General features: G+C 40.4%; 22 protein-coding genes. 15 read left to right on the forward strand and 7 right to left on the reverse strand.

Features of this window, described 5'->3' with window-relative positions; genetic code table 11:
- The first annotated feature begins 14 nt into the window (after positions 1 to 14).
- From fucP to G5B43_RS15535, 6 genes are read left to right on the forward strand one after another with little or no spacing between them, the layout of a single operon-like run.
- Complete coding sequence (gene fucP / locus G5B43_RS15510; protein WP_165295720.1) at positions 15 to 1,271, forward strand: L-fucose:H+ symporter permease; 1,257 nt, start codon at positions 15 to 17, stop codon at positions 1,269 to 1,271.
- A gap of 41 nt (positions 1,272 to 1,312) precedes the next feature.
- Entirely contained in the window at positions 1,313 to 4,432 is a 3,120-nt protein-coding gene (locus tag G5B43_RS15515) for a SusC/RagA family TonB-linked outer membrane protein (RefSeq protein ID WP_165295721.1), read from the forward strand.
- Between the two features lie 12 nt (positions 4,433 to 4,444).
- On the forward strand, positions 4,445 to 6,082 hold the full coding sequence (locus tag G5B43_RS15520) for a RagB/SusD family nutrient uptake outer membrane protein (protein WP_165295722.1): 1,638 nt from the start codon (positions 4,445 to 4,447) through the stop codon (positions 6,080 to 6,082).
- Positions 6,083 to 6,101: 19 nt separating this feature from the next.
- Positions 6,102 to 7,247, forward strand: a complete 1,146-nt coding sequence (locus tag G5B43_RS15525) for a SusE domain-containing protein (protein WP_165295723.1) — start codon at positions 6,102 to 6,104, stop codon at positions 7,245 to 7,247.
- Between the two features lie 13 nt (positions 7,248 to 7,260).
- Positions 7,261 to 8,382 (forward strand): glycoside hydrolase family 76 protein, encoded by a 1,122-nt coding sequence (locus tag G5B43_RS15530; RefSeq protein ID WP_165295724.1) that lies wholly within the window; start codon positions 7,261 to 7,263, stop codon positions 8,380 to 8,382.
- A 3-nt stretch (positions 8,383 to 8,385) separates the two neighbouring features.
- A complete protein-coding gene (locus G5B43_RS15535) occupies positions 8,386 to 9,555 on the forward strand; it encodes a glycoside hydrolase family 76 protein (protein ID WP_165295725.1) in 1,170 nt (389 codons plus the stop codon).
- Positions 9,556 to 9,620: 65 nt separating this feature from the next.
- On the opposite strand, the gene G5B43_RS15540 is transcribed toward G5B43_RS15535, so the two are convergent.
- Positions 9,621 to 11,354, reverse strand: a complete 1,734-nt coding sequence (locus G5B43_RS15540; RefSeq protein ID WP_165295726.1) for a M61 family metallopeptidase — start codon at positions 11,352 to 11,354, stop codon at positions 9,621 to 9,623.
- A 113-nt stretch (positions 11,355 to 11,467) separates the two neighbouring features.
- Between G5B43_RS15540 and G5B43_RS15545 the strand changes: the two genes are divergently transcribed.
- Positions 11,468 to 12,331 (forward strand): N-acetylglucosamine kinase, encoded by an 864-nt coding sequence (locus G5B43_RS15545; RefSeq protein ID WP_165295727.1) that lies wholly within the window; start codon positions 11,468 to 11,470, stop codon positions 12,329 to 12,331.
- Positions 12,332 to 12,373: 42 nt separating this feature from the next.
- Positions 12,374 to 12,889 carry a glutathione peroxidase gene (locus tag G5B43_RS15550; protein ID WP_165295728.1) on the forward strand — a complete coding sequence of 172 codons (516 nt, stop codon included), beginning with the start codon at positions 12,374 to 12,376 and terminating at the stop codon, positions 12,887 to 12,889.
- On the opposite strand, the gene G5B43_RS15555 is transcribed toward G5B43_RS15550, so the two are convergent.
- A complete protein-coding gene (locus tag G5B43_RS15555) occupies positions 12,884 to 13,474 on the reverse strand; it encodes a thymidine kinase (protein WP_165295729.1) in 591 nt (196 codons plus the stop codon). The two genes, G5B43_RS15550 and G5B43_RS15555, sit on opposite strands and share 6 nt — an antisense overlap.
- 93 nt (positions 13,475 to 13,567) lie before the next feature.
- Here G5B43_RS15555 and G5B43_RS15560 point away from each other — a divergent pair, with 93 nt between their 5' ends.
- Positions 13,568 to 14,524 carry a hypothetical protein gene (locus tag G5B43_RS15560; RefSeq protein ID WP_165295730.1) on the forward strand — a complete coding sequence of 319 codons (957 nt, stop codon included), beginning with the start codon at positions 13,568 to 13,570 and terminating at the stop codon, positions 14,522 to 14,524.
- Positions 14,525 to 14,564: 40 nt separating this feature from the next.
- Here G5B43_RS15560 and G5B43_RS15565 read toward each other — a convergent pair whose 3' ends face one another.
- The gene (locus tag G5B43_RS15565) at positions 14,565 to 15,062 is read right to left on the reverse strand and encodes an ABC transporter substrate-binding protein (protein WP_165295731.1); all 498 of its coding nucleotides are present in this window, start codon (positions 15,060 to 15,062) and stop codon (positions 14,565 to 14,567) included.
- Between the two features lie 106 nt (positions 15,063 to 15,168).
- Here G5B43_RS15565 and G5B43_RS15570 point away from each other — a divergent pair, with 106 nt between their 5' ends.
- Both G5B43_RS15570 and G5B43_RS15575 read left to right on the forward strand, forming a co-directional pair.
- Entirely contained in the window at positions 15,169 to 15,486 is a 318-nt protein-coding gene (locus G5B43_RS15570) for a YbaB/EbfC family nucleoid-associated protein (RefSeq protein WP_165295732.1), read from the forward strand.
- A gap of 67 nt (positions 15,487 to 15,553) precedes the next feature.
- On the forward strand, positions 15,554 to 16,237 hold the full coding sequence (locus G5B43_RS15575; RefSeq protein ID WP_165295733.1) for a metal-dependent hydrolase: 684 nt from the start codon (positions 15,554 to 15,556) through the stop codon (positions 16,235 to 16,237).
- Between the two features lie 44 nt (positions 16,238 to 16,281).
- On the opposite strand, the gene G5B43_RS15580 is transcribed toward G5B43_RS15575, so the two are convergent.
- The gene (locus G5B43_RS15580; protein ID WP_165295734.1) at positions 16,282 to 17,139 is read right to left on the reverse strand and encodes an N-acetylglucosamine kinase; all 858 of its coding nucleotides are present in this window, start codon (positions 17,137 to 17,139) and stop codon (positions 16,282 to 16,284) included.
- 591 nt (positions 17,140 to 17,730) lie between these two features.
- On the opposite strand from G5B43_RS15580, the gene rho reads away from it, so the two are divergent.
- Positions 17,731 to 19,215, forward strand: a complete 1,485-nt coding sequence (gene rho / locus G5B43_RS15585; protein ID WP_165295735.1) for a transcription termination factor Rho — start codon at positions 17,731 to 17,733, stop codon at positions 19,213 to 19,215.
- Positions 19,216 to 19,289: 74 nt separating this feature from the next.
- Positions 19,290 to 19,982: a CDP-diacylglycerol--serine O-phosphatidyltransferase gene (pssA, locus tag G5B43_RS15590; protein WP_165295736.1), complete on the forward strand. Its 693-nt coding sequence runs from the start codon at positions 19,290 to 19,292 to the stop codon at positions 19,980 to 19,982.
- Between the two features lie 4 nt (positions 19,983 to 19,986).
- On the opposite strand, the gene G5B43_RS15595 is transcribed toward pssA, so the two are convergent.
- Together G5B43_RS15595 and folK are read right to left on the reverse strand one after the other, a co-directional pair.
- Positions 19,987 to 20,337: an Hpt domain-containing protein gene (locus G5B43_RS15595; RefSeq protein WP_165295737.1), complete on the reverse strand. Its 351-nt coding sequence runs from the start codon at positions 20,335 to 20,337 to the stop codon at positions 19,987 to 19,989.
- Positions 20,318 to 20,833 carry a 2-amino-4-hydroxy-6-hydroxymethyldihydropteridine diphosphokinase gene (folK, locus tag G5B43_RS15600; protein WP_240904888.1) on the reverse strand — a complete coding sequence of 172 codons (516 nt, stop codon included), beginning with the start codon at positions 20,831 to 20,833 and terminating at the stop codon, positions 20,318 to 20,320. Before folK ends, G5B43_RS15595 begins: the two co-directional genes overlap by 20 nt.
- Positions 20,834 to 20,915: 82 nt before the next feature.
- Between folK and sppA the strand changes: the two genes are divergently transcribed.
- A complete protein-coding gene (gene sppA, locus G5B43_RS15605) occupies positions 20,916 to 22,682 on the forward strand; it encodes a signal peptide peptidase SppA (protein ID WP_165295738.1) in 1,767 nt (588 codons plus the stop codon).
- Between the two features lie 82 nt (positions 22,683 to 22,764).
- Entirely contained in the window at positions 22,765 to 23,955 is a 1,191-nt protein-coding gene (locus G5B43_RS15610; RefSeq protein ID WP_165295739.1) for a phosphoglycerate kinase, read from the forward strand.
- A gap of 587 nt (positions 23,956 to 24,542) precedes the next feature.
- On the opposite strand, the gene G5B43_RS15615 is transcribed toward G5B43_RS15610, so the two are convergent.
- Positions 24,543 to 25,565, reverse strand: a complete 1,023-nt coding sequence (locus G5B43_RS15615; protein WP_165295740.1) for an MBL fold metallo-hydrolase — start codon at positions 25,563 to 25,565, stop codon at positions 24,543 to 24,545.
- Between the last annotated feature and the right edge of the window lie 13 nt (positions 25,566 to 25,578).

Here is a 25,578-nt window from a genome sequence, read left to right on the forward strand (position 1 = left end):
TACCATATAATACAATGAAAGAAAACGTAACTTTTACAGAAAAGAAGTATCTGATAACACTTGTTTTTGTCACTTCGTTATTCATGTTTTGGGGGATTGCCATTACCATGGGAGATGTGCTTAACAAGCATTTCCAAACGGTACTGAATGTCTCTAAAGCCGATTCGGGTTTAGTTCAATTTTCAATCTTTGGGGCATATTTTATTATGAGTGTTCCCGCCGGATTGTTTATGAAGAAATTTGGATATAAGAATGGCGTTTTGTTAGGCTTGGTTCTTTTCGCTGTGGGATCATTCCTGTTTGTCCCTGCAGCTAACACAGTCTCTTTTGGTTTTTTCAGAGTAGCACTTTTTATTCTTGGTTGTGGCCTAGCCACGTTAGAGACAGTTGCGCATCCTTTTATGGCGTCATTGGGAGATCAGCGCAGCAGCGAGCGTAGGGTAAATTTTGCGCAGGCATTCAATGCGGTCGGTACGATGATCGGCCCGGCTATAGGTACCTATTTTCTGCTTCGAGGTACAGATATCTTACCAGACGAAGGGTTGGATTCGGTAAAAAACCTGTATACCGTTATAGGTGTTGTTATTCTCCTTATTGCATTATGTTTTTCTTTTGTGAAGGTACCCTCGTTAGAAAATCCCCATGCCAGTGTCGACAACATCGATGCAGCAGCGGTCAATGTAGACCTTACCCCGGGGAAAAACCTGTTCCAGCATAGACATTTTGTGTGGGCCGTAGTTGCACAGTTCTTTAATGTTGCCGCACAAGGAGGCACATGGGCCTTTTTTATCAATTACGGACACGACGTTATGGGGTTTTCCAGTGAAAAAGCGGGAAGCTATCTGGTGTTATTTATGGGGATGATGTTGTTAGGGCGGTTTGTGGGTACATTCTTGATGAAGTTTATAGCGAGTAATAAGCTTTTGGCGGCGTATGCCTTACTTAATATTCTGATGTGCGTTGTGGTAGCTCAGGGATGGGGATGGGTCTCGTTTATAGCACTGCTATGTGTCAACTTTTTCTTCAGTATCATGTTCCCTACAATTTTTAGTTTAGGGTTGAAAAACCTCGGAGGACACACGCAGCAGGCGTCTTCTTTCATTTCTATGGGAGTTGTTGGAGGAGCAGTATTTCCTTTTTTAATGGGATTGGTCGCCGACACAGATATTGCTGCAGCCTTTTATTTACCGATAGTATGTTATATCATTATATTTTTATTTGGTGCTAAATTCTATAAAGTGCAGCACGCATTGCCGCCTAATCACCAGTAAACTAATTACTGTTACGATAAACCATATAAACTATTATTTTTATGAGAGAACCATGTATAATAATCTCATTGTTTATTTATCTTTTTGTATTTGGCGTTGATTGCTATGCGATAGATGCAAAACCAATCAATCCCAATGTATATGCTTTGAATCAAACCACATACATTGGGATTGTAAAAGATAAATCAGCAAACCCCATTGCAGGAGCTAGTGTCTCTGTAAGAAATAGTGCTGTCCGTACGCAAACAGACAGCAGGGGGCAATTTTCAATACAGGCCTCCCAAGGCGACGTTGTCGAAATCTCTTATTTGGGTTATACCCAGGCGAATATCACCCTGACCCAGCAGACATCTTTAGATATTATTCTCGAAGATGCCGTCAACACTGAACTGGACGAAGTGATTGTTATCGGTTATGGCACTACAACACGTCGGCGTGTGGTGGGGGCTGTCGACAATGTCAATTCGGATATCATTGAAAATAGACCTGTTTCCAACTTGACACAGGCTTTACAAGGAACCATGCCCAGTGTGAATATTCAACAACGAAGCATGAATCCAAATGATAATACCATGAATTTTAATATTCGGGGTATTGGAACCATGAATAATAACTCTCCATTAATTGTTATTGATGGTTTGGTATCTGATGGTGCTAGCCTAGATCGCTTGAATCCCAACGATATTGAAAGCGCCTCCGTATTAAAAGATGCGGGTACAGCGGCAATCTATGGGTCCCGAAGTGCTAACGGTGTGCTGTTAGTCACCACCAAAAAAGGAAAGAAAAATCAAAAGCCCGTACTTCGGGTGAGTACGCAGACCGGTATCCAGACACCTAAAGTCCTGTTTAGGCCTGTAGAAGGTTATCAAAATGCAACGTTGAGGAATTTGTCATTGACCAACGTCGGTGCCCAGCCACAATTTACACCGGAGCAAATCCGCGATTTGTACGACCATCGCGCGGAAGAAGAATGGAATTATGATGTCATTCTTCAAGATGGACTCCAGCAAAATTACAACATCACGATGAGCGGAGGGAGTGAAAACACAACTTATCTGTTTTCGGGTGGATTTTACGACCAAGAAAGTAACTTTGTCGGAGATTTTGGAATACAACGCTATAATCTGAGGGCTAACGTTACCTCGGATATTAACGATCGTATCAAGATCAGTAGTATTTTAAACTATGCTCGAAATAACAATAAGGCATCAACAGCGAGTAATGCTATTATCAATTCCTCGAGAGTCCCATCTTATTATTATTACCGTATGCAGGCTGATAACGGGAAATACCTCGTGAATAACGCATTGACCGATCAAAATCCACTGGCTGAACTCCGAGATGGAGGAAGTATTGACTCGGACAACGATTATTTCAATGTCAATCTTGGATTGGATGTCAAGATCATCGATGGGCTGAAGCTGAGGGGAGTATTTGGTGCGGATTTGTTTTCTAATCATCGGTACACACGGCGCCTGCAAATACCGCTTTATTCAAGTCCGGATGCTACAACACCTTTGGTATTCGTGAATGCTGAACGAAACACGGAGGATTACAATGAAAAAACCTACCTGCTGAACTATCAGCTCTTATTAGATTACGATAAAACGTTCGACAAACACCAGGTTACTGGATTGTTTGGTGCAAGTAACGAGTCCTACACACGACGGGCAAATGAAATCATGCTACGCTTTACGGATCCGATCTTGGGCGTTCCGGTTACAGAAACGGAGATCTTGCCGGGTAGTTATGTTTCTCCACAGCAAACTACGGAGACTAGTTTGAACTCGTTGTTTGGCCGCTTAGGATATTCGTTTGATCAAAAGTATTTTATCGAGGGCAGTTTCCGTTACGATGGATCATCCAAATTTTTGAAAGAGAATAGATGGAGTTTTTTCCCTTCAGTATCATTAGGATGGCGATTGTCTGATGAGCTATTCATGGAAAACTATAGAGACAAAATAGGTGACGTGAAAATCAGGGGAACATATGGTCATCTGGGGAATCAGAATATTGACAATTATCAATATCTTACTATATACACTGCGATTAATAACAGTTACGGTTTTAATAATACCAGTGTATCCGGCGCTGGATTCCGCTATGGTAATGAGACCATCTCGTGGGAAACGACTAAGTCCTTTAACATCGGTGCGGATCTTACTTTTTTCAACCAACGCTTGAATGCCAGTTTGGATTATTTCAATAACAAGACTATCGATATTTTAACTCCGCCGATTATCCCATCCGTTTTTGGAACTAATCTTGGGTATTTGAATGTGGGAGAAATGGTTAACCGGGGTTGGGAGATTTCGGTAAACTATGGTTTCGAAACGGGTAACTTCAGACACCGTGTCGGAGGTAATATCGGTGATACCTTCAATAAAGTTACACAATATCCCAATGATGAATTAATCTCATCTGCTGACAATGTTACGAACTTAATCCGTGTAGGCGTACCTTTCAGGTCTTATTATGGCTATAAAACCGATGGTTATTTCCAAAGTATACAGGAAATTGAGACGGCAGCACTACCTGTTGGTATGACTGCCGAAGACCTTAAACCCGGGGACGTCCGTTACGTAGATCGGAACCAAGATGGCGTTGTTGATGCTAGAGACCGCTATGTGTTAGGTTCGGGTTTCCCAAGATATGCATTTGGATTTACGTATGATGTGTCTTACAAAGGATTTGATTTCAATATGTTGATACAGGGGGCTGCTAAACGTGATATGATGGTGCGAGGCGAATTGGTCGAGCCATTTCATGCCAATTATTCATTTGCCATGTATCAACATCAACTGGATTATTGGACGCCTACCAATACGAGTGCTACCTGGCCGCGTTTGACTGCTGCCGGAGCTCCATCTACCGCGAATAATTACGGACGTGATTCTGATATTTATATGTTTGATGGTGCCTACGCACGACTTAAAAATATCCAATTAGGTTACACCATACCGCGTGCATATAGTGAAAAAATTGGTATTGCCAGTATGCGGTTATTTGTTAACGGACAAAACCTGTTGACGTTAAGTAAAAATTCTTGGATCGATCCGGAATCATCAGAATTTGACTCCAATATGAGCGGTAGTGCGAATAGTGCCCGTAATTATCCGACATTAAAGTATTATGGTTTTGGTTTAGATATTCAATTTTAGTGCATAAATAAAATGAAAAGATTAAGATATATAAAGCAAATCTGTCTGGCAGCGGTATTAATGGCCTTGGGTAGTTGTAATACATTGGATCCAATTCCTACCAATGATTTTACCGATGCCAATTTTTGGACTTCACCCGAGAACGCTGAACTGGTCGTCAATATGGCCTATAACCAAATGTATTCTGCCGATAAAATGTGGAATGACGAGGCATTAAGTGATAATATATTCGAGGGACGGGAGAATACACACCAGCGTATTATCCGAAATGGTATTGCCGATCCTTCTCTTGGTCTCTTCGCCTCTGAATGGAAATGGGCGTATGAGGGAATCAAAACCTGCCATGTGTTTTTGCAGTTTATCGATATTGTTCCGGGCATGACCGCGGAACACAAAGAGAAGCGGAAAGCGGAGATCCGGTTTATCAGAGCCCACCTTTACTTTAGGCTGGTGAATTTTTTTGGTGATGCACCTTTTTTTACATCCGACGTATCACTTGACGAGTCACAGAGCGTTTCCCGTACGCCAAAGGCGCAGATTTTATCGTTTATACATCAGGAATTGGATGAAATCATCCCACTTCTTCCTAATCGTAATCAGCTTTCTACAGCGGATAATGGAAGAATAACCAACGGCGCAGCGGCGGCATTTCAAGCTCGTGCTTATTTGTATGAGAGTAATTGGCCAAAGGTTATTGAATACTGCGAGAAGTTGATCAATCAAGGAGAAACGTTTGGCAATTATAGCTTATTTCCCAGTTACGCCGGTTTGTTTGAGGCAGCAAATGAATATAACCAGGAAGTGATTTTAGATTATGCTTATGTGCCGCCTGTAAAATATTGGAGCAAGTATTATGATGCGGCACCTTTATCGGCCGGAGCACGCCTCAATGCATACGCTCCTTTGCAGGAGTTGGTGGATAACTATTTGACCACCAATGGCCTCACCATAGGGAATGATCCAAGTTATAATGACAATAATCCGTATATAAACCGTGACCCCAGACTGGCGGCAACAATTGTTTTTCATGGTGGACAATGGAAGAATTTCGACGGAACGACCAGAACGATCTATATCAGACCCGGAACAGGGGAAACGGAGCAGGAAAAGATGGATGTCTATATAAATTCTAGCTCCAATTCTACCGCGACAGGATATTACATGCGGAAATATTATGATGAAACAGCGATTACCAATTATCAGTCGGGATTAAATATCATTATGTATCGTTATGGTGATATATTATTAATGTATGCTGAGGCACAAAATGAAGTGGAAAAAATAGATGAAAATACTTGGAATAACACCATCGGTGCGCTAAGAGAAAGGGCTGGATTTACGGACCCTGCGGCAATTTCGTATCCATCCACTGCTACGCAAGCTCAATTGCGGGAGATTATTCGTAACGAAAGAAGAAGTGAATTGGCGTTGGAAGGCCTACGCTATTACGATATTATTCGTTGGAAGGCAGGAGCCCAATATCTGAATGGTGTTATACATGGGGCTAAATTTGCTAATGGTGGCACAGATTATATTCAATTGGATAATAGAAGATTTGATGAAAATAGAGATTATCTCTGGTCGGTACCTAGAGCAGAGATGGATATTAACAATAACTTAAGACCAAATAATCCGGGTTACGGAAACTAACATAAACTAAATTACGACTATGAAAAAGTTAACAACAATATTTTATCTTTCTATGGCTTTACTGGTATTCGTGGTATCATGTAAGTCAGACGATATGAATTACAAAGACGCTGTAGTTACAGCAGTAAATACACTGTATGAGCCCGTTGATAATCGAACTATCAGGATGTTGAGTTCAAGCACAGCTTCCGTCTATTTTGAATGGGAACCTGTTCGTGTTGAAGACGGAGGCGCTGCTTTATATGAAGTTGTGTTCGATTTAGAGGGTAATAATTTCGAGAAGCCTCTATATAGAATGGTATCGGACAACAGTGGATATTCCAATGGCGCGACGATAACCCACCGTATATTGAATCGTATAGCCAGTATGGCAGGAATTGCACCAGGTGAGACAGGGGAGCTGATCTGGACGGTTGTGGCGTCAAGGGGAATTAATACAGCTGTTTCTACTGTCGTACGTAGTTTAAGTATTACGACACTCGAGGGCTTTGCGGAGATTCCTGAAGAATTATTTCTTACCGGGGAAGGAAGCGAAGCAGGTACTACATTAACAGATGCTATGCCTTTCAAATTGATAGCGCCTGGAGAGTATGAGATATTTGCCCAGCTAGAATCTGGAGATACGTATCAGTTTGTGGATAGAAATCAAGGCACGCCCAGAGCATTTTATGCTGATGGTAGTCTGAAGTTAATAGAATCTGATACCGACGAGAGTACGACGGCATCCAAAACTGGCGTATTCCGTATCCAGGTAGATTTCAATACGGCTACGGTGGTCATGACCGAGATCAAAACACTTGGACTATGGTTTAGTCCGGAAAATAGAGTATTATGGAATTTGAGTTATGAAGGAAAAGGTATCTGGTCTGGCTCCGGTTTAGTCAATTTTAAACAAGAAAACTGGGGACGTGATGAACGTTATAAATTCCAGTTGACCATCAACGACGGACAGGACAGAACTGTACAATTAGGCACCTTGAATGGAACAGATGCGCAACCCACACCACAATCTCCTTCTTCTTATTATTTTGTTAAATGGTTAGAAACTGTGACGCAATGGGATAATAAATGGAAGTTTGCAAGCGCCGTTGATGGGAAATCACCTACTATAAAAGTTATTCTTCAGGGAGATAAAGAATATACACATACCGTAACCGTAAACTAAAAAAGGAATGATTATGAGAAGATACATTTGCTTGATGATAAGTGTCGGGTTTTTACTGTCATCCTGCCAAAAGCTGGAAGATGAATATAGGCATGACACCGAGACCGTGGACAATTGGTCTGCGGTCGCTGATACAGCGTCAGACGCATTGATCGCTTCTTTTTGGAATGAAGAAGGGTATTTCAACTACGGGAGCGATGAATCCGATATGGGGTTTCAATATTGGCCGAATGCGCATGCCATGGATGTCGTGATTGATGCATACGAACGGACGGGTGACAGTAAATATTTAGCCTACTTTGATCCTTGGTATGAAGGTATCTTTGTCAAAAATGGGAATACTTATCTAAATCCGTTTTATGATGATATGCAATGGATTGCCTTGACAATGCTCCGTATGTATGAGGTAACCAATCAGCAGAAATATTTGAATACTGTATTATTCTTGTGGGATGACATTATTGATGGTTGGGAAGAAAGTTTTGCCGATGGTGGAATCTCATGGGTGAAAAATCAGCGATATAGTAAAAATGCATGCTCCAATGGGCCGGCAAGTTTATTGGCTACGAGGTTGTATCATTTGACCCAAGATCAGGTGTATTTGGATTGGGCGATTAAAATCTACGAATGGCAAAAAAACACGCTATATAATAGGAGCTCCGGGGCGGTATATGACAATATCAACGGAAACACCGGTGAGATCAGTACTGTTGCGCTTACCTATAATCAAGGAACATTCTTAGGCACTGCCGTGAATTTATATTTAATCACCGGAGAAAGGTTGTATCTCAATGATGCGCAGAAAATTGCGAATTTCACCGTTTCCAAATGTATTGATGCCTCCACCAATTTACTGCGAAACGAGGGTATAGGCGACAACGCTTTATTCAAGGGGATTTTTGTTCGTTATTTTTTGTACCTTTTGGATGTTGATGATCTCGATCAAGCCTACCGGAACAAATTTGAAAATTTCTTGACCCATAATGCGACCGAACTATGGTTAAAAGGGCGCAATATACAAGGTAATCTTTTCGGTCCGGCATGGGATCAGATTGCCCTGGGAAATGCCCAACTGACGGCACAGGCGAGTGCTTGTATGACGATAGAAGCAAAAGCAAGGTTTATAAAAAGATAAGTTATGATAAGATATTGCACGATAGTAATTTTAGTTTTTTTGACAGGAGTCGTTTTTTCCCAGGAGTCTCCATCAAAGTGGGGATCAACATCAGTAGATATGTTGAAAGCTGCAGATAACACATTGGAAATTGTTCTAGAAAAATATGGCAGTAAAGGTAGCTTTTTACTTCGGGAGAATTTTCCCCTAGATGAGCGTTACAAAGCAGACTATCTAGGCGATGGTGCCAGCGGCAAGCAGGAATATGCTTATCTCTGGCCCTATTCAGGAGGGATGTCTGCTACGGTTGCGCTCTATGAACAAACTAAAAATAAGAAATATAAATCCATTATCGATAAACGGTTAATCCCCGGATTAGAAGAATATTATGACGATAAAAGAAAACCAGCTGGATACGCTTCTTATATCTCATCTGCACCAGTATCTGACCGTTTTTATGATGATAATATCTGGATCGGAATTGACTTTACCAATCTTTATCTTTTAACAGGTGAAACGAAATACCTGGAAAAAGCAACAATAGTTTGGGATTTTGTTTATAGCGGTCATGATGATTTATTGGGTGGAGGTATTTATTGGTGCGAGCAAAAAAAGACATCTAAAAATACCTGTTCGAATGCCCCAGCAGCGGTTTTTGCATTGAAATTGTATGAAGCTACTCATGATAAGAAGTATTTAGGAATGGCTAAATCTATATATGAATGGACCAAAACCCATCTTCAGGATACAGATGGTGTTTATATGGATAATATTCGTCTGGACGGTAGCATAGATCGGGCAAAGTATCCGTATAACTCCGGACAAATGATCGAAGCTGCTGCTTTATTATATAAAATAACCAACGAATCACAATATCTTAAAGAAGCGCAGCACGTTGCCAAAGTGTCTTTCCATCATTTTTTTGAGACAGATGGCTCACACCGGTTAAAAAATAGTGATAATTGGTTTATAGCCGTAATGATGCGTGGATTTGTCCAGCTCTATAAATTGGATGATAACTCAACTTACTTACAAGCATTTCGTAAAAATCTGGATTTTGCATGGACGACCAATAGAGATGAAAATGGTCTTTTTTACAAGGATTGGAAAGGAGAAAAGAAGAATGAAAGAAAATGGTTACTAGACCAATTTGCTATTGTTGAAATGTTCGCGAATATTTTAGTTTTGAAATAAAATTTTTAGTTGAAGTGCGTATGAAGGTAATTGTAGAGACGCTACATCCAGCGTCTCTACATTATTTATACCGACAACCAAAGATTCCCTAATTCCTTCTCTGTCTCATTGGCGTCCGGCTTTTCTCGAATAGACCACTGCTGTTTGATTGAGCGGCGAAGAGGGGCATGGATAGTACGTACTAATCCATCTCGGGAAATCAAGACGTCAACAATTTCATCTATTTTACCATGTTGTACTATAAACTCCAGTTCTTTACCGGCGATATCGAGTCTGTTTCCGTTGATGGCAATAAGTTCGTCGTCAACATTTAACCCTGCATCCCAGGCGCTGGAGTTACGTTCCACATTCTTTATAAATATCCGTCCGTCTTGGTTCGCTGTTTTAATTCCCAAAGTCAGTTCCTGTCTGTCACGGTTTAAATCGATCAGTTCGTATCCCACACGGTTGAAATACGCATTGTAGTCAAGTTCCGCCGTACTATGTGCAGCTTCAAAAATAACTGAAAGGTTTATACCTGTTACGGTTTCTGCCAACATTTGAAACTCTTTTTCTTCGAAACCTCGATTTTCCTTTTTGTAGAAAGTTTGATAGGCCGCTCGAAGCACATTATCCAGCCGCTTTGCTCCTTGTGTCTCCGTTAGAATATGAAGATCCAGTGCAGCGGCGAGCATAGCCCCTTTATTATAGTAGGATATACTTGTGTTCGCAGAATTTTCGTCCGGTCTATAATGCTTTACCCATGCATCAAAACTAGCTAAAGCTGCGGATTGGATACGATAACCGGGCCGATTATATACTTGGTTGAAATCGTTGACAAGCATATCGAGGTATTCTTGTACGGAAAAGAAGCCACATCGCCGTATGATGAGATTATCGTAATATGACGTGAAGCCCTCCATTATCCACAAACCTGTTGTGTAATTCTCCTCATCGTAGTTGAAGGGACCGAGTTCTTTGGGGCGAAGCCTTTTGACATTCCAAAGATGAAAGTATTCGTGCGCCACAAGGCCTAGGAAGTTTTTATAAGCACTTGGCGTTTGATATGCATTTCGGCTAGCACCCAACACCGTGGAGTTGAGGTGCTCGAGTCCGCCACCCCCTGTTTGATAGTTGTGGGTAATGAAAACATAATTTGTATTTGGGTTTTCTCCCCATATTACGGTCTCCTCTTCCACTATCTTTGTTATGTCGGACGTTAGTTGATGCTTGTCGTAATTCCCGCCGCCTACCATCGCAAACTCATGTTGTACACCCGCTGCTTCAAAATACCATATATCTTGGTTTCCGATTTCTAACGGAGAGTCATATAGTATGTCGAAATCTTCTGCATAAAAAGTATATTCACCTTCGGATGTTTTCGGCAAACCTGTGGAAATGTGAGTCCACTTTTCTGGAAGTACAACCTGTACAGTGCAAGATAGATCAATACGGTTCTTTATATACATGAAGGTAGCCGCCGGACTAATAAATGCGCGGTCGACATTGATCATATTTGTTCTCACCGATATTTCGAAACCATATACCCTATACCGTATTTTGATATGTTGGAGTGGATTTTGTATACGCCATGTATTTTTAGAAATCTTCGCGCAATGGATAGGGTCTGTCCCCGCAAAAGCTTCGACAAGCTCCACATGACGTTCATATTCGCGAATTAAATAAGAACCTGGCGTCCACACAGGCATAGCGACGTCTAAGATAGTTCCCGTAAAGTCGGTGATGTCCATGTCGATTTCTACGTAGTGCGCTTGAGGTTCCGTAAACGAGATAGTAAAGTGTATGCGAGGATTTGACATGATTTGCTGATTTTATCGCAAAGCTACACAGATTGAAGCAAAGCTTCAAAAGTATTTTATACACGAAAAATTGTTATCTTTGGGATGCACAAAATAAGATTTAAACAGCATATATGATTTTAGTTGCAGATAGTGGTTCTTCCAGTTCTGATTGGATGCTTAATTTGCCAGACAGTGCACCTATATCTTTTCGTACAAAAGGGCTAAACCCATTTTTTGTAAATGAGAAAGAAATTGCCCGGGTAATGCAGGAGGTTCCGGAAATACTGCCCTATGCAAGCGAAATTCACGAAGTTTATTTTTTTGGAGCCGGATGTGTCACACCCGATAGACGGGAGATCGTTTCCAACGCACTGACGGAAATTTTCCCAACTGCATTTATTTCTGTTGAAAGTGATATGCTAGGATGTGCCTATGCTACCTGCGGACACAATAAAGGATATGTTTGTACGATAGGGACGGGGTCAGATATTGGCTATTATGATGGTCAAGAATTGCATTCAAGTGTACATGGAGTAGGGTATGTGTTAGGCGATGAGGGATCGGGCGCTTGGTTGGGGAAGCGGCTTATCGTTGATTTTCTTTACGAGAAGATGCCGAAAGACCTCAGTAAGAAGTTTGCAGAGAAATATCGTGTTAATAAAGATATCGTCATAAAAAATGTATATCAAAAAGACCGCCCCAATGCCTATCTGGCTTCCTTTGCAGAATTCATGGCCGAAAATAGGTTGCATCCCTATATCGATATGTTGTTAAAAAACGGATTTGATGAATTTATCCGTACACATGTTATTACATATCCAGACTTTTCGGAGTATAAAGTTAACTTTGTTGGCGGTATTGCCTATCATTTTGATTTACAGTTGCGTGAAGTATGCGGGGTATTGGGGGTTCGTGTAGGATCGATTTTAAGTAATCCGATAGAACAATTATTCCATTTTGTTGTTGAAAGAGAAACAAAACTGATCATTAAGTGATGAGAGAAGAGTGAATTTTACACTCATAAATAATATATACAGATGAAGATAATAGCAAGTATCATATTGTGGGCGTCGATAATGTCGCCGGCAACGTCGGTTTATGATTTCAGTTTCACGACTATCGACGGAAAAGAGGTGAAGATGTCTGATTTTAGAGGAAAAAACATATTGATTGTCAACACGGCTTCAAAATGTGGCTTCACCAAACAATATAAAGATTTACAGGCCTTGTACGAGCAGTATGGTCGTGATTTGGTGATTATCGGTTTCCCATCCGATAACTTCGGTGGGCAGGAACTTGATAGTAATGCAGAAATCCAATATTTCTGTGAAAAAAATTATGGGGTCACTTTTTTATTGTCTGAAAAAATTAATGTGAGAGGGAAAGATATCAATCCCCTATTTAAGTTTTTGACTACACAGGAAAATCCTGATTTTACAGGCGATATCAAATGGAATTTTGAAAAGTTCTTGATCAATAAAGATGGGAAGTTGACACATCGCTACCGTTCCCGTACAAATCCGCTGGATAAAGCGATTGTCGGCAATTTATAGATTCCCTTCTGATAGCCCGAAATAGCAAGTGCGACACCGCGGCTCATAGCTGTCTTTTTCTCCTAAAAGTATGCGGTTTTCACTTCCTGCTATTCGATAAGAATAGGTTGCAGGTGCGCCACATTGCACACAGACAGCGTATACTTTCGTAACATGTTCCGCCATTGCCATGAGGGCTGGAACGGGACCGAAAGGAAGTCCCTTATAATCCATGTCTAATCCTGCTACAATGACGCGAACACCTCTGTTGGCCAGCTGCACACAAACGTGCGGAAGTTCGTTGTCAAAAAATTGAGCCTCATCAATACCGACTACTTTTGTTTCTATGCTCCATAGTAAAATGGCCGAGGAATGTGTGATCGATATTGATGGAATGCTGTTACTATCGTGCGATACAATGGCGTGATCGGCGTAACGAATGTCCATAGCGGGTTTAAAGATCTCGATGGACAACTTAGCAAATTGTGCTCTTTTCATCCGTCGGATCAATTCTTCTGTTTTACCGGAAAACATGGAGCCACAGATGACTTCGATGCTGCCTGCTTGTCTATTCTTTTGGATAAAACTATGTTCGGAAAATAGCATGGGATTCTTTAAATTATTCTTCCCTATAATCTGTGCTAATATCGAAATTATATCTTAAATTTGAGTGTTCTATATCAAAAACGAAGTATAAAAATGGCATATACAAAGGAATCTATATTTTCAAAAGTAGGGGAACTGTTGGTGGAGATTAATGATGATTATACAACATTATCAGATAAAAATATAGCAGAATCAGATGAAGTCTTGTTATTATTGGAAGCAAAAGCTAGATTTTTAACGAGCCATATCGAGGTACTACGGAAATTAACCGCATCGATAGGAAGGGACGGGAAGATTCAGGAAGCCCCATCGATAGAAGAGCAACAGCCAGAAGTCGATGTTGTAGAAGCAGCTCAGAATGCCCAGCAACAAAGTAGTGGAGAATCAGTGGTTGAGGAACCTCGGGTTGCAGAACAAAAACAGACCGAGGTGCCTCCATTGGAAGAAGATCCGCAGCGTATTGCGGCAGACGAAGAGGAGCCGTTGGCACCACAGATACAGTCGACGCCTATTGAACAAGGAGAACAACCTCATCAGGTAGTAGAGGAACCCGAAAGCTCTGGGCAGGAAGAAATGAAGTTTGAACAAGAGCCAGTTGAAGACTCAAAGCCGGAGATTGTTGTTAATGAAGTTGTAGAAAACCCCAAAGAAATTGTATTGGAAGAAAGTCAAAGTACATCAGCAACTGAGGAGGAAAAACCAGCACGTCCATTGACATTGAATGAAATTCTTCAACAGCAACGTAAAGCAGGAACACAAAACGTGCCTGCTTCCTTATTTTCCACGCAAACGGTAGGGGATGATAAGGATAAAGTCGTTGATCTCAAATCTTCTATCAGCTTGAATGATAAGTTATTGTTTATCAAGGATCTGTTCAACGGCTACTCGTTGGCATATAGTGAAGCAATTGAACTTCTAAACAGATATACTACGTTCGCGGAAGCGGATACTTTTTTACAAACAAATTACGCATTGAAAAATAACTGGGCAGATAAACCACAAACAGTAGAGAAACTGTACGCCATTTTGCGAAAAAAGTTTATGTTTTAGAAAAGTTCGATATAGCCTAAAAAAAGGCGATACACCTTTTTTAGGCTATATCGAACTGAACCCAATCCTTTCCTTTCCGTCCAAAAATAAAATATTTCGGTTGTACAATCTCTGCACATATTTCTATATCATGTAGAAAATCGGTGCTCTCCATTCCAAAATTTCTTTTTTGAATAATATATACATTATTTGATTGTATGGCATCCGTCCTACTTAATATCTCATCTAAAAGAAGAGCGGGTACCTCTGTATAGAGCCTGTCGTTTTCCTGAACGATGAATAATAAGGATGGATTATCGTATTTCTCTGTAAGCAGTTTTCCTCCCGCAATAGCTATGCTGTCCACCAGTCGTTCATTAAATAGGGGTTGAAAATCCGTTTGCTGCGCTAGTATAAGAACTGAAGGGCGTTGATCTTCGGGAATGAATTTAAGTTTGTGTATGAGGATATTGATCTCTTCATCCAAATGTTCAGCCAAATTCGGCTGAGTTTGTTGTATATTTTTAAGTAACGTAGTATAAAAGTTAAGATTTTGCATGTATGTTGCGCTCATTAAGTTGCCGTAAAGTTAAGTTTTTGTTTGTTCTTTTTTGTCCCTATGTCATAGGTTTCGTAAATTGCATCATACAAACGAGGGATAGATTATGTTTGACAAGTTGTTTCAGGCACAGCAAAAGGCCGAAGAAGTAAAAAAACGTTTAGATAGTATTTCTGTTTTTGGAGAAACAGAAGGGGGTAAAGTGAGAGTCGTAGCTTCGGCTAGTAAAGAAATAAGAGAAGTTACAATTGATGACGGGTTTCTTAAGCAGCTAGATGATAAAGAGGAATTGGAGGAACTGCTGGTCGTCGCATTAAATAAAGCTTTGCAGCAGGCAGAAAACGTTAGCCAGGCGGAAATGCAAGTCGTTTCACAAGATTTACTTGGCGGTCTTGGCGGCTTGGGAAATTTATTTGGGAAATAGAGATAGAGACGGGAAACCAGAGATTAACAATAAGATCTGATTACGAATTACGAATATCTAAAAAGAAATGGAAGTTACTTATTACGGACAGTCATGTGTTGCGTTTGATTTCAACGGTAGTTGTGTACTGTTAGATCCTTTTATTACGTATAATCCGTTGGCAAAAGATATTGATGTCAACGTTTTAAAACCTGATTATATTTTTTTAACGCACTGCCATGAAGACCATGTGGCAGACATGAAAAATATTCAATCGAATAGCGGCGCCACCGTTGTGGCCGTTGTGGAGACCGCAGCGTGGGTGAGAAAACAAGGAGTGCCGGACGACAAGGTCATTGAATATAATTTTGGTGGGACGCTTTCTTTACCTTTTGGAAAGGTAAAAATGGTTTATGCGCTGCATACCAACAGTACACCCGAGGGAGATTATGCAGGTGTGCCCGTAGGGTATGTGTTTTTTGTGGGTGGTAAGAAAATCTATTTTGCAGGAGACACAGCTTTAACCTTGGAGATGAAGTTATTGGACGATTTACAACTAAATTGGGCATTTCTGCCTATTGGCGGGCATTATACAATGGACGTTGACGATGCTATTAAAGCTGCCCAATTTGTAAATTGCAAAAATATTATTGGAGTGCATTATAATACTTTTCCGCCTATTCGTATTGATATGGAAGAAGCTAAACAGAAATTTGAAGCGAACGGATTGGATTTGCACTTACCGAAAATTGGTGAGTCGATTGCATTATAAAGACGTAGAGACGGGCAATTGCTCGTCTCTACAAAAGAATATTATTAATTCTTCGCTGCTCTATTGATGTGGTATACCACCAAATCATCTATTGGCGAACGTATGATCTTGCCAACTTCCATTCCATAGCGCTTAGCCGTCTCTTCTAAGACATTGCGGAAGTTATAGGCCACAGAACCAATACAATTAAAAGTATGTTTCTGATAATCGGGGTATTTGCTAACTAGATTCTTAAAGAATGTGTCAAAAGCCTCTTCCACTATACCGCGTGTATACTCAATATTGACGTTGTTATCATACACAAATTTGCTGAAACTAGCACAGAACCGATTAGCGAGGGGTTTTGTATAAACGTTGTCCATGATTTCATCAGGGGTTAGTTTATAGGTTTCAAAAAACAATTTTTCAACAGCTTCCGGCATTAGTCCACGGATAAAGTCTGTTAGCAGTTTCTTTCCAATATAACTTCCGCTTCCTTCGTCTCCTAATATATATGCAGCAGAATCAATGTTATGGGTTATTTTCTCTCCGTCATAGATACATGTGTTGGTGCCCGTTCCCAAAATCGCGGCGAAACCGGGTTGATCCGCAAGCAATGCACGTGCGGCGGCAAGCAGGTCGTGGCCGACTTCTACTTTGGCATTTGGAAATACTTTTTGCATAGCCGTTTCGACGATTTTAGCTTTCTCCTCGTTATGTACCCCCGCACCGTAATAATTTACTTGAGTTATCTTTTCAAAAGGCAAATCACTGGGTAGTCCTTTTTTTAGTGAATTAACAATATACTCACTATCGACAAAATAGGGGTTATAACCCTCTGTGTTGAAGTATATCTTTTTGTTTGAGTCATCTAACAAACACCAGTTTGTTTTTGTCGATCCTCCGTCCGCAATAATTATCATTATAGATTTGGTTTTATTGTGTTATGTTTTTGTTGCTAATTTACTTTTTAATTTTTGCTAATGCTTGCCCGAAAATACGTGTTTCTGTTTAAAAACAAGAATTTTAGACACTAAAAAATAAACTGATATGAAAAAATGAAAGTCTTTTTTTTAAAAAAATCCCTCTTATTGGGTCTTTAAGGCGGTTTTTTTTGTTGTGTTTTTTTTTGAAAGCTTAGTGTATTTTGTACAATATGCTTTGGAGTTTTTGGAAAAAATTGTTTTCCATCGAGCTGTTGAAACAATTTTGGATTATAAGCGTTATAATAATGGTTGTTTGGGAATCGTAGATCCTAATCGTTAGGAACCGACAGCTTCAAAAAAATATTTTATAAATTTTCTTTGAATATACGAATGTTATGTTATTTTTGTGCCAATTCTCAGATTTATCCTAGAGAAGGGGGAAATAGCTTACATTACAATTTAGTAGAAGTTATGTACCTCTATCATATTTTTAGCATATCTAAAAAAAATAATAACATAGCATTTGCTAGAAATGTAATTTGGATGAATTCAAAATAGTAAAATCCTATATCTCATAGTAAAAAGTTAATGGATATTAATGCACTAAACACCAAACTCGTGTCAGAGTTACGCGAGATTGCAAAAGTATTGGGCATCGCTGATGCTGATAAATTGCGTAAACAGGAATTGATCGATCGTATTACTGTTATAGCGAAGCAGTCTGTCGAAGAGGATCAAGACAAAGCAGCCGAAGCTTCGGCTGGGGAAAGACCGAGAAAGCGGGTTAGAACGGCCGTGAAAGCGGAACCTGTGGCAATAACCAAAAGAACATCGCCTGCTGATTCTTCAAAGGCTGATGACGCTTCGTCGACCGAAGCACAATCTGAAACCAATGGAGAAAACGAATCACCGTCTGTTCCTAAAACAGAAACTTCATCTCCGGTTCTTCCAACAGATTTCGACAATGTTATTGTTAATGAAGGTGTGTTGGAAATTATGCCAGATGGCTATGGTTTCTTACGTTCGTCGGATTATAACTATTTAACGTCGCCAGATGATATTTATGTTTCTCAATCACAGATTAAACTATTTGGATTGAAAACGGGCGACAACGTACGCGGTTCTATCCGGCCGCCAAAAGAAGGGGAGAAATATTTTCCTCTGGTTCGAGTAGAGTCGATCAATGGACAAAACCCAGCGGAGATACGGGATCGGGTACCGTTTGATTATTTGACACCTTTATTCCCAGACGAGAAACTAAACCTAGATTTGGGTACCGGTAACTATTCGACACGTATTATGGACTTATTTACCCCTATTGGTAAAGGTCAACGCGGACTGATAGTAGCACAACCTAAAACGGGTAAAACAAACCTACTCAAAGAAGTTGCCAACGCGATTGCAAAGAACCATCCGGAGGTTTACCTTATCATCTTGCTGATAGACGAGCGCCCGGAGGAGGTGACCGATATGGCGAGAAACGTACGTGCTGAAGTGATCTCGTCTACTTTTGACGAGCCCGCCGATCGTCATGTGAAGATCGCCAATATTGTGCTGGAAAAAGCGAAGCGGATGGTAGAGTGCGGACATGATGTGGTTATTCTGTTGGATTCTATTACACGTTTGGCTCGAGCATATAACACGGTTGCTCCAGCCTCGGGGAAAATCCTATCGGGAGGGGTGGATGCTAACGCGTTACACAGACCAAAACGCTTCTTTGGAGCTGCACGTAATATTGAGAAAGGCGGTTCATTGACTATATTAGCAACAGCTTTAACAGATACGGGTTCCAAAATGGACGATGTGATTTTCGAAGAATTTAAAGGTACAGGTAACATGGAGCTTCAACTTGACCGTAAACTGGCTAATAAACGTATTTTCCCGGCTATTGATTTGACAGCCTCTAGTACGCGTCGTGATGACCTACTTGTAGATCGTGATATATTGCAACGGATGTGGGTACTACGTAATCACCTGGCTGACATGAATTCTACCGAAGCCATGGAATTCCTGTTAACGCAAATGCGCGGAACCAAATCAAACGAAGAGTTTTTAATTAGCATGAATAAATAGCGAATTCCTTTGATATTTTCTATTTTTAAGCCATCCTTTGTTGTCAAGGGTGGCTTAAATTTTTTGTAATCGTGATGAAGAAACATATTCCAAATACATTAACTTGTCTCAATCTTTTCAGTGGTTGCATCGGTGTTCTATTTGTATTAAAAGGGGAGTTTCTGCTGGCGTTCTATTGTGTCGTCGCCTCGGGAATATTTGATTTTTTTGATGGAATGATTGCCAGGCTACTGCATGTTAAATCGGATATTGGGAAGGAGTTGGATTCTTTGGCTGATGTGATCAGTTTTGGTTTTTTACCGGGAGCGGTGTTGTATAAATTATTGGAAGCGTCTACAGATAGTGTTTACCTTCCATATTTAGGATTTATCGTCACCGCATTTTCGGCGTTGAGATTGGCAAAGTTTAATATTGATGATAGGCAAACGTCCGAGTTTATAGGGCTTAACACACCGATGAATGCTTTTTTTATTATGTCTCTGCCTTTTATAGGTGCTGTGCACCCGGCTTGGATATATCAGCCTTGGATATTACTTTCTATCGTAGTAATGGTTAGCTTCCTTTTAGTGTCTGAAATCCGTTTATTCAGTATGAAATTATCTTCTTTGGGATGGAGGGAAAATAAGTTTAAATATATTTTCTTGTTTATGAGTATCGTTCTTCTGGTTACGCTTCGCTTTTCCGCTTTACCCCTCATTTTAATTTCCTATTTTATCTTCTCCCTACTGCATTTTAGGTTGCAGAAACGACAGGATAAATACAATTGATGCGCTATGGTCTACTGCGATAATCGGCGATTTCCCACAGTAGTGTCCATATCTCATTTTCTATATCCAAAAACAATGTATGGATATAGGAGATATCTTCGCCATTTTTTCCAGCATATTCCAGCTGTTGCAGCTTCTCCCGCAACGCTTGTGCTCCAATATATTCCATGGTGGGTTTGATATGATGGGCCTTATTCGCTATCTCGATACGTACTTCTGACATGACGGCCTCTTTTAATGCTTGTAAATCAGAAGGTATCTGTTCTTGATAGAGTTTAAGAAATTGTAAGATCAACTCTTTATCGTTCATCAGATTCTCTTGGAAAACCGATGGATTAATCAATCTGTATTGCATCGTCGTCGTTTGGATTAAAGGGATGTACACTTAGACTATCTTCACATTGCGCTAACAAATCAACTGTTGTTAGGCCCAATTTAGGATGTTCCAGGAGAGGTGCAATTTCAGAGAGTGGAACCAACACAAATCGTCGATCGGGTAGATACGGGTGTGGAACAATTAAGCGTTCGTGTTGAATACATTCCTGATTAAAGTATAAAATGTCAATATCAATTACCCTTGCACCCCATTTCGATATGCGCACACGTCCCAGATTGTCTTCAATTGCTTGTATCTCGTCTAGGAGATCCAACGGTGAAAGATGAGTAGATATTAACGTCACCTGATTAAGGAATTTAGGCTGATCCGTCACCCCCCAAGCCTCCGTTTCGTATAACGATGAACAAGCTTCTATCTTTCCCACCTGGCTTTCAATTTTCTCGAGAGCCTTTGCTAATTGCGTGGCAGGATTCCCCAAATTTGCACCTAATAACAAAAACACCTTATTCATCATCTAAAGATAAAGCTAATCTATTTAAATTTCGAATTCTTCAAAAGAAACCTCTAAATTAGAGACGAAAAAAATAAAGGATATTATGAAGTCTTTTTTTAAATATGTTTTAGCAACGATCACAGGAACGGTCATCGTTTTCGTTGTTTTATTTTTGATACTGATTGGATTTATCACGGCGACAGTGAGCAGTATGGGTGCGAAAGAGGAGATCTATGTTCCGTCAAGTGCCGTACTGTATGTTTCGTTAGATTATAATATTCTTGAGCGTACGTCATCGAATCCCTGGGAAAGCATGAATTTACCGGGTTACGAAGAGATGAAATCGCTGGGATTAAACGATATCCTTTCACGCATCGCCGCAGCAAAAGGGGACGATCGCATAAAAGGTATATTCCTGAATCCTACATATGTTAATACCGGTATGGCAAGTTTAAAGGAGATCCGGGACGCATTGGTTGACTTTAAATCATCCGGTAAGTTTATTGTCGCATATAGCGATGTCTATACACAAAAAGCTTATTATCTAGCATCGGTAGCCGATGAAATTTATATGAATCCTGAAGGCTCTTTGGAGTTTAAGGGGCTTTCCGCCTCCGTCATGTTTATGAAAGAAGCATTGGACAAATTGGGGATAGAGATGCAGGTTGTCAAAGTCGGTACCTATAAATCGGCTGTTGAACCTTTTATCTTGAATGAAATGAGCAGAGCGAACAAGGAACAAATGACAGCCTATTTGGAGAGTATATATAGTACATTTTTGGAGAATGTATCAAACGGAAGGCAGATTTCGACTGATACATTGAGAAATATTGCAAATAATTTTTTGATAAGGGATGCCGATGATGCTGTTCATCATAAATTTATTGACGGTAAATGTTATAAAGACGAGGTGTTCTCTAAGTTGAAAGAGCGCCTGGAAGTCGACGAGAAAAAGGATGTCCCTGCTGTTTCCTTATTGGATTATAACAAGGAAGGAAAAACAGAAACAAAAGGCGATCGCGTAGCTGTGTTGTATGCTTATGGTGATATTGTTGATGGTGAAGGTATGGAAGGTAATATAGGTGGAGATAAACTTTCTCGGGAACTTCGGAAATTACGTCGTGACGATCGGGTGAAAGCAGTAGTATTGCGTGTAAATTCACCAGGCGGTTCTGCACTGGCATCCGACATTATTGCCCGTGAAGTAGAGTTGACGAAGAAGGTAAAGCCTATTATGGTATCCATGGGAGACTATGCCGCTTCTGGTGGATATTATATTTCTACTATGGCCGATTCTATTTTTGCTGAAAGGGAAACACTTACCGGTTCTATAGGTGTATTTGGCTTGATTCCTAATCTTCAAGGACTGCTTAACAATAAATTGGGGATACGTGTGGACGAGGTCAAAACAGGTAAATTTGCAGATCTGATGACTTCTGTTGACCGGCCGTTGACGGAAGAGGAGAAGGCCATTATACAGGCGGAAGTTAACCGTATTTATGATACATTTACGAGCAAAGTGGCTGCAGGTCGAAATATGGAAATATCCGCTGTGGATAGTATTGGACAGGGTAGGGTGTGGACAGGGAGCCAGGCATTGGAACGTGGACTGGTAGACGGTATCGGAAATCTTGATCGAGCTATACGAGCTGCGGCAGCAAAGGCGAAATTGAAAGATTACAGAGTAATGTATTATCCTACACAGAAAGATCCGTTCGCAACGTTATTTAGCACATCCAAGGAGCGGATAAAGATATGGATGTTGGATGAGGAGCTAGGCGAGTACAGACAGCATGTCGAGCAGCTTCGTACCGTATTAAAGTCTTCTGGTATACAAGCTCGTATTCCGTATAGGATTGAAATTAGATAAATAGGTGCAAGTATTCTTACTTTTTTCTATATTTAGCCCACGGTTTAAGCCGTGGCTATAATACATAAATAAAAAGACATATATGAAGACTATTGATGATTTAAATTTCTCTGGCAAAAAGGCATTAGTTCGAGTAGATTTTAATGTGCCTTTGGATGAGAATTTTAATATAACAGATGATAACCGTATACAAGGGGCTGCTCCTACCATCAAAAAAATTTTAGCTGATGGCGGTGCGGTCATATTGATGTCTCATTTGGGTCGGCCAAAAGAAGGGCCTACCGACAAATATTCGTTGAAGCACATTGTTGGACATCTATCTAAAGTACTAGGTGTAGACGTACAGTTTGCCAATGACTGTATAGGAGAGGAAGCTGTTCAAAAAAGTGCAGCGCTAAAAGGTGGAGAAGTGCTTCTTTTGGAGAACTTGCGTTTTTATAAAGAAGAAGAAAAGGGAGACGCTAGATTTGCGGAAAAGCTGGCGAAATTGGGCAACGTGTATGTGAACGATGCTTTTGGTACAGCACATCGTGCACATGCCTCTACAGCGATTATTGCACAATTTTTTCCTAACAACAAATATGCTGGCTATTTGATGGCGGCAGAAATCAACAATGCGGAGAAAGTATTGAATAATCCGGAACGCCCCTTTACTGCCATTATGGGAGGAGCAAAGGTTTCAGATAAAATTCAGTTAATCGAGGCACTTTTAGATAAAGTGGATAACTTGGTTATCGGTGGAGGTATGGCGTATACTTTTGTAAAAGCTCAAGGAGGAGAAATTGGAAAATCTTTAGTCGAGTTAGATAAATTAGATCTAGCCAACGAATTAGTGAAAAAAGCAGATGAAAAGGGAGTGAATTTGGTACTTCCTACCGATGCACAGATCGCGGATAGATTTGCAAATGATGCGGATACCTACAATGGCCCAAACGACCAAATTCCTGCTGATAGGGAAGGATTGGATATTGGGGCGGAATCTTCCGAACATTTTGCAGAGGTTATAAGTGCTTCCAATACATTGTTGTGGAATGGGCCAATGGGTGTTTTTGAGTTTGATACATTTGCGAAGGGTACGAAGGCAGTTGCAGATGCAGTAGTAAAAGCTACAGAACGCGGTGCTTTTTCGCTTATTGGTGGTGGTGATTCGGCTGCTGCGGTGTCTAAGTTTGGCATGACTGAGCATGTCAGCTATGTCAGTACTGGTGGCGGTGCTTTATTGGAATATATGGAGGGTAAGGTATTGCCGGGAGTGAAAGCTTTAGAAGACTAACAATAACATATATCATAATGAGAATAGGGCAGACTTATTAGTCTGCCTTATTTTTTTATAGTTGATTTTGCGGTAGTTCTTCTACATGATGCGATACCTTTTTAACGTGACGTGGTGCTTCTTTACTCCGTTGCGGTAGTTCTGATGCATGGCGTGACACCTCTTTAAGCTGATGCGGTACCTATTCAGCGCACTGTTGTATTTCTTGTTGGTAATGTAGGGCAAAGACGATGCATTTCCGTTTTTCCGAAAGGCAGAGATGCACTTCCGAAGAATTAGCTGGGAGAGAAAAATGTTCTACTCGTCCCTCTTGACGTTTATTCGTGGCTTCTGGTTAATCATGTTGTTAGACTTTTGAACATAGAGGTACGGAAATGTCACATTTCCGTACCTCTATGTCGTGTTTCCGTTTTTCTTTGCGGCAAAGATGGTCGGAAGGATTACAGAGATGATCGTCGTTCTTGTGAATTACCTCCGCGTACTAATAAAAACGTTCCTCGTTATTGCAATTCCGTAGGGGAATATGGGGTCTGTTACTACTTTTTTGTGCATATAATAAGTATATTCCAATATACGAAAGTATCAAATTAATAAATCTGTTTATAATGATAATATTCTCCCCAGGCCATGATAACATAAGGAGTGGTTATGCTTTTCATTTTGTTAAACGTCAACCAGTAAGGTTCGCGATGGTCGATGGAATGCTGCAATTCATTTTCATGTCCAGTGATGATTAGCCGTGGATTTATACTGTTTATTGCTTCTTCCAAGTTGGGCATCCAGCAGTGGAGGAGCAGTACATCTGTCTCTACTTCGTTTCTCAACTCTCTAATCCAAGAACGGTCATTTTTGTTTGCTTGATCGCCGGTGTGCATAACGGTCAAATTTTCGGGAGTTGTAATAGCATAGATATTATTGGGTACATTATCTTGGTGTCCAGGGAAAACCTTAATTTTTAATTGCTTGCTATTGCCCAATACAATATCTTTAGTTATTGTAGCGGAAGAATCTCTTAAGTGAATGTAATTGCTGGATTTTTCCTCCCACAATCCAGTAGGAACGATGACTTTTTTCTCTTGTTTGGCAAACATATCCGCCACTGCGGCATCTGCATGGTCTCCGTGTCGATGCGTAACGAAAAGAACATCCGATAGATCAATTAGCTTTTGTATCTGGCTGTCGTCAATATACCAATGACGGCTGCTTCCGACTAGATCAATGGCAATAGTTACGGATTCACTCTGGATAATAAACCCGTGATTGTAGACCTTAAAAATCCGTATCCCTGTCGCTGTCTTATTCGATTGCAAAGAATCGATGACTCGATCTAAAACGTATTTAAAATAATTTTTAAGTGTCATCGAAGTATCCATACGTGTGTCATGCAATATGCCATCTAAAGAAAAAAGTGCTAATTTTCTTTCGTTTGTATACAGTGTATCAGGTGGATATCTGTCCAATGTTTTATAGACGTGATCAAGTATAATTGTACTTTGATCTTCCAAGAGGCTTTGGGGATCTTTATGGTAATATTGTCGAATTTGAGCTTGGGCAGCTCCTTGTATTATCCACAAGCAAAGACATATTCCACAGACAAATTTATTTTTCATAATGAAGCGTATT

It is taken from the genome of Sphingobacterium sp. SGR-19 (assembly GCF_011043555.1).
Classification (GTDB): Bacteria; Bacteroidota; Bacteroidia; order Sphingobacteriales; family Sphingobacteriaceae; genus Sphingobacterium.

Bases quoted from the DNA above. Each gene is read 5' to 3' on its own strand.
- G5B43_RS15555 (WP_165295729.1), bottom strand. From the start codon at position 13,474: ATGCTATTTTCCGAACATAGTTTTATCCAAAAGAATAGACAAGCAGGC.
- rho (WP_165295735.1), top strand. From the start codon at position 17,731: ATGGATATTAATGCACTAAACACCAAACTCGTGTCAGAGTTACGCGAG.
- G5B43_RS15560 (WP_165295730.1), top strand. From the start codon at position 13,568: ATGGCATATACAAAGGAATCTATATTTTCAAAAGTAGGGGAACTGTTG.
- G5B43_RS15540 (WP_165295726.1), bottom strand. From the start codon at position 11,354: ATGTCAAATCCTCGCATACACTTTACTATCTCGTTTACGGAACCTCAA.
- G5B43_RS15535 (WP_165295725.1), top strand. From the start codon at position 8,386: ATGATAAGATATTGCACGATAGTAATTTTAGTTTTTTTGACAGGAGTC.
- G5B43_RS15595 (WP_165295737.1), bottom strand. From the start codon at position 20,337: ATGCAATACAGATTGATTAATCCATCGGTTTTCCAAGAGAATCTGATG.
- G5B43_RS15530 (WP_165295724.1), top strand. From the start codon at position 7,261: ATGAGAAGATACATTTGCTTGATGATAAGTGTCGGGTTTTTACTGTCA.
- G5B43_RS15570 (WP_165295732.1), top strand. From the start codon at position 15,169: ATGTTTGACAAGTTGTTTCAGGCACAGCAAAAGGCCGAAGAAGTAAAA.
- G5B43_RS15545 (WP_165295727.1), top strand. From the start codon at position 11,468: ATGATTTTAGTTGCAGATAGTGGTTCTTCCAGTTCTGATTGGATGCTT.
- G5B43_RS15610 (WP_165295739.1), top strand. From the start codon at position 22,765: ATGAAGACTATTGATGATTTAAATTTCTCTGGCAAAAAGGCATTAGTT.
- fucP (WP_165295720.1), top strand. From the start codon at position 15: ATGAAAGAAAACGTAACTTTTACAGAAAAGAAGTATCTGATAACACTT.
- G5B43_RS15520 (WP_165295722.1), top strand. From the start codon at position 4,445: ATGAAAAGATTAAGATATATAAAGCAAATCTGTCTGGCAGCGGTATTA.
- folK (WP_240904888.1), bottom strand. From the start codon at position 20,833: ATGATGAATAAGGTGTTTTTGTTATTAGGTGCAAATTTGGGGAATCCT.
- G5B43_RS15615 (WP_165295740.1), bottom strand. From the start codon at position 25,565: ATGAAAAATAAATTTGTCTGTGGAATATGTCTTTGCTTGTGGATAATA.
- sppA (WP_165295738.1), top strand. From the start codon at position 20,916: ATGAAGTCTTTTTTTAAATATGTTTTAGCAACGATCACAGGAACGGTC.
- G5B43_RS15515 (WP_165295721.1), top strand. From the start codon at position 1,313: ATGAGAGAACCATGTATAATAATCTCATTGTTTATTTATCTTTTTGTA.
- pssA (WP_165295736.1), top strand. From the start codon at position 19,290: ATGAAGAAACATATTCCAAATACATTAACTTGTCTCAATCTTTTCAGT.
- G5B43_RS15580 (WP_165295734.1), bottom strand. From the start codon at position 17,139: ATGATAATTATTGCGGACGGAGGATCGACAAAAACAAACTGGTGTTTG.
- G5B43_RS15575 (WP_165295733.1), top strand. From the start codon at position 15,554: ATGGAAGTTACTTATTACGGACAGTCATGTGTTGCGTTTGATTTCAAC.
- G5B43_RS15550 (WP_165295728.1), top strand. From the start codon at position 12,374: ATGAAGATAATAGCAAGTATCATATTGTGGGCGTCGATAATGTCGCCG.
- G5B43_RS15525 (WP_165295723.1), top strand. From the start codon at position 6,102: ATGAAAAAGTTAACAACAATATTTTATCTTTCTATGGCTTTACTGGTA.
- G5B43_RS15565 (WP_165295731.1), bottom strand. From the start codon at position 15,062: ATGCAAAATCTTAACTTTTATACTACGTTACTTAAAAATATACAACAA.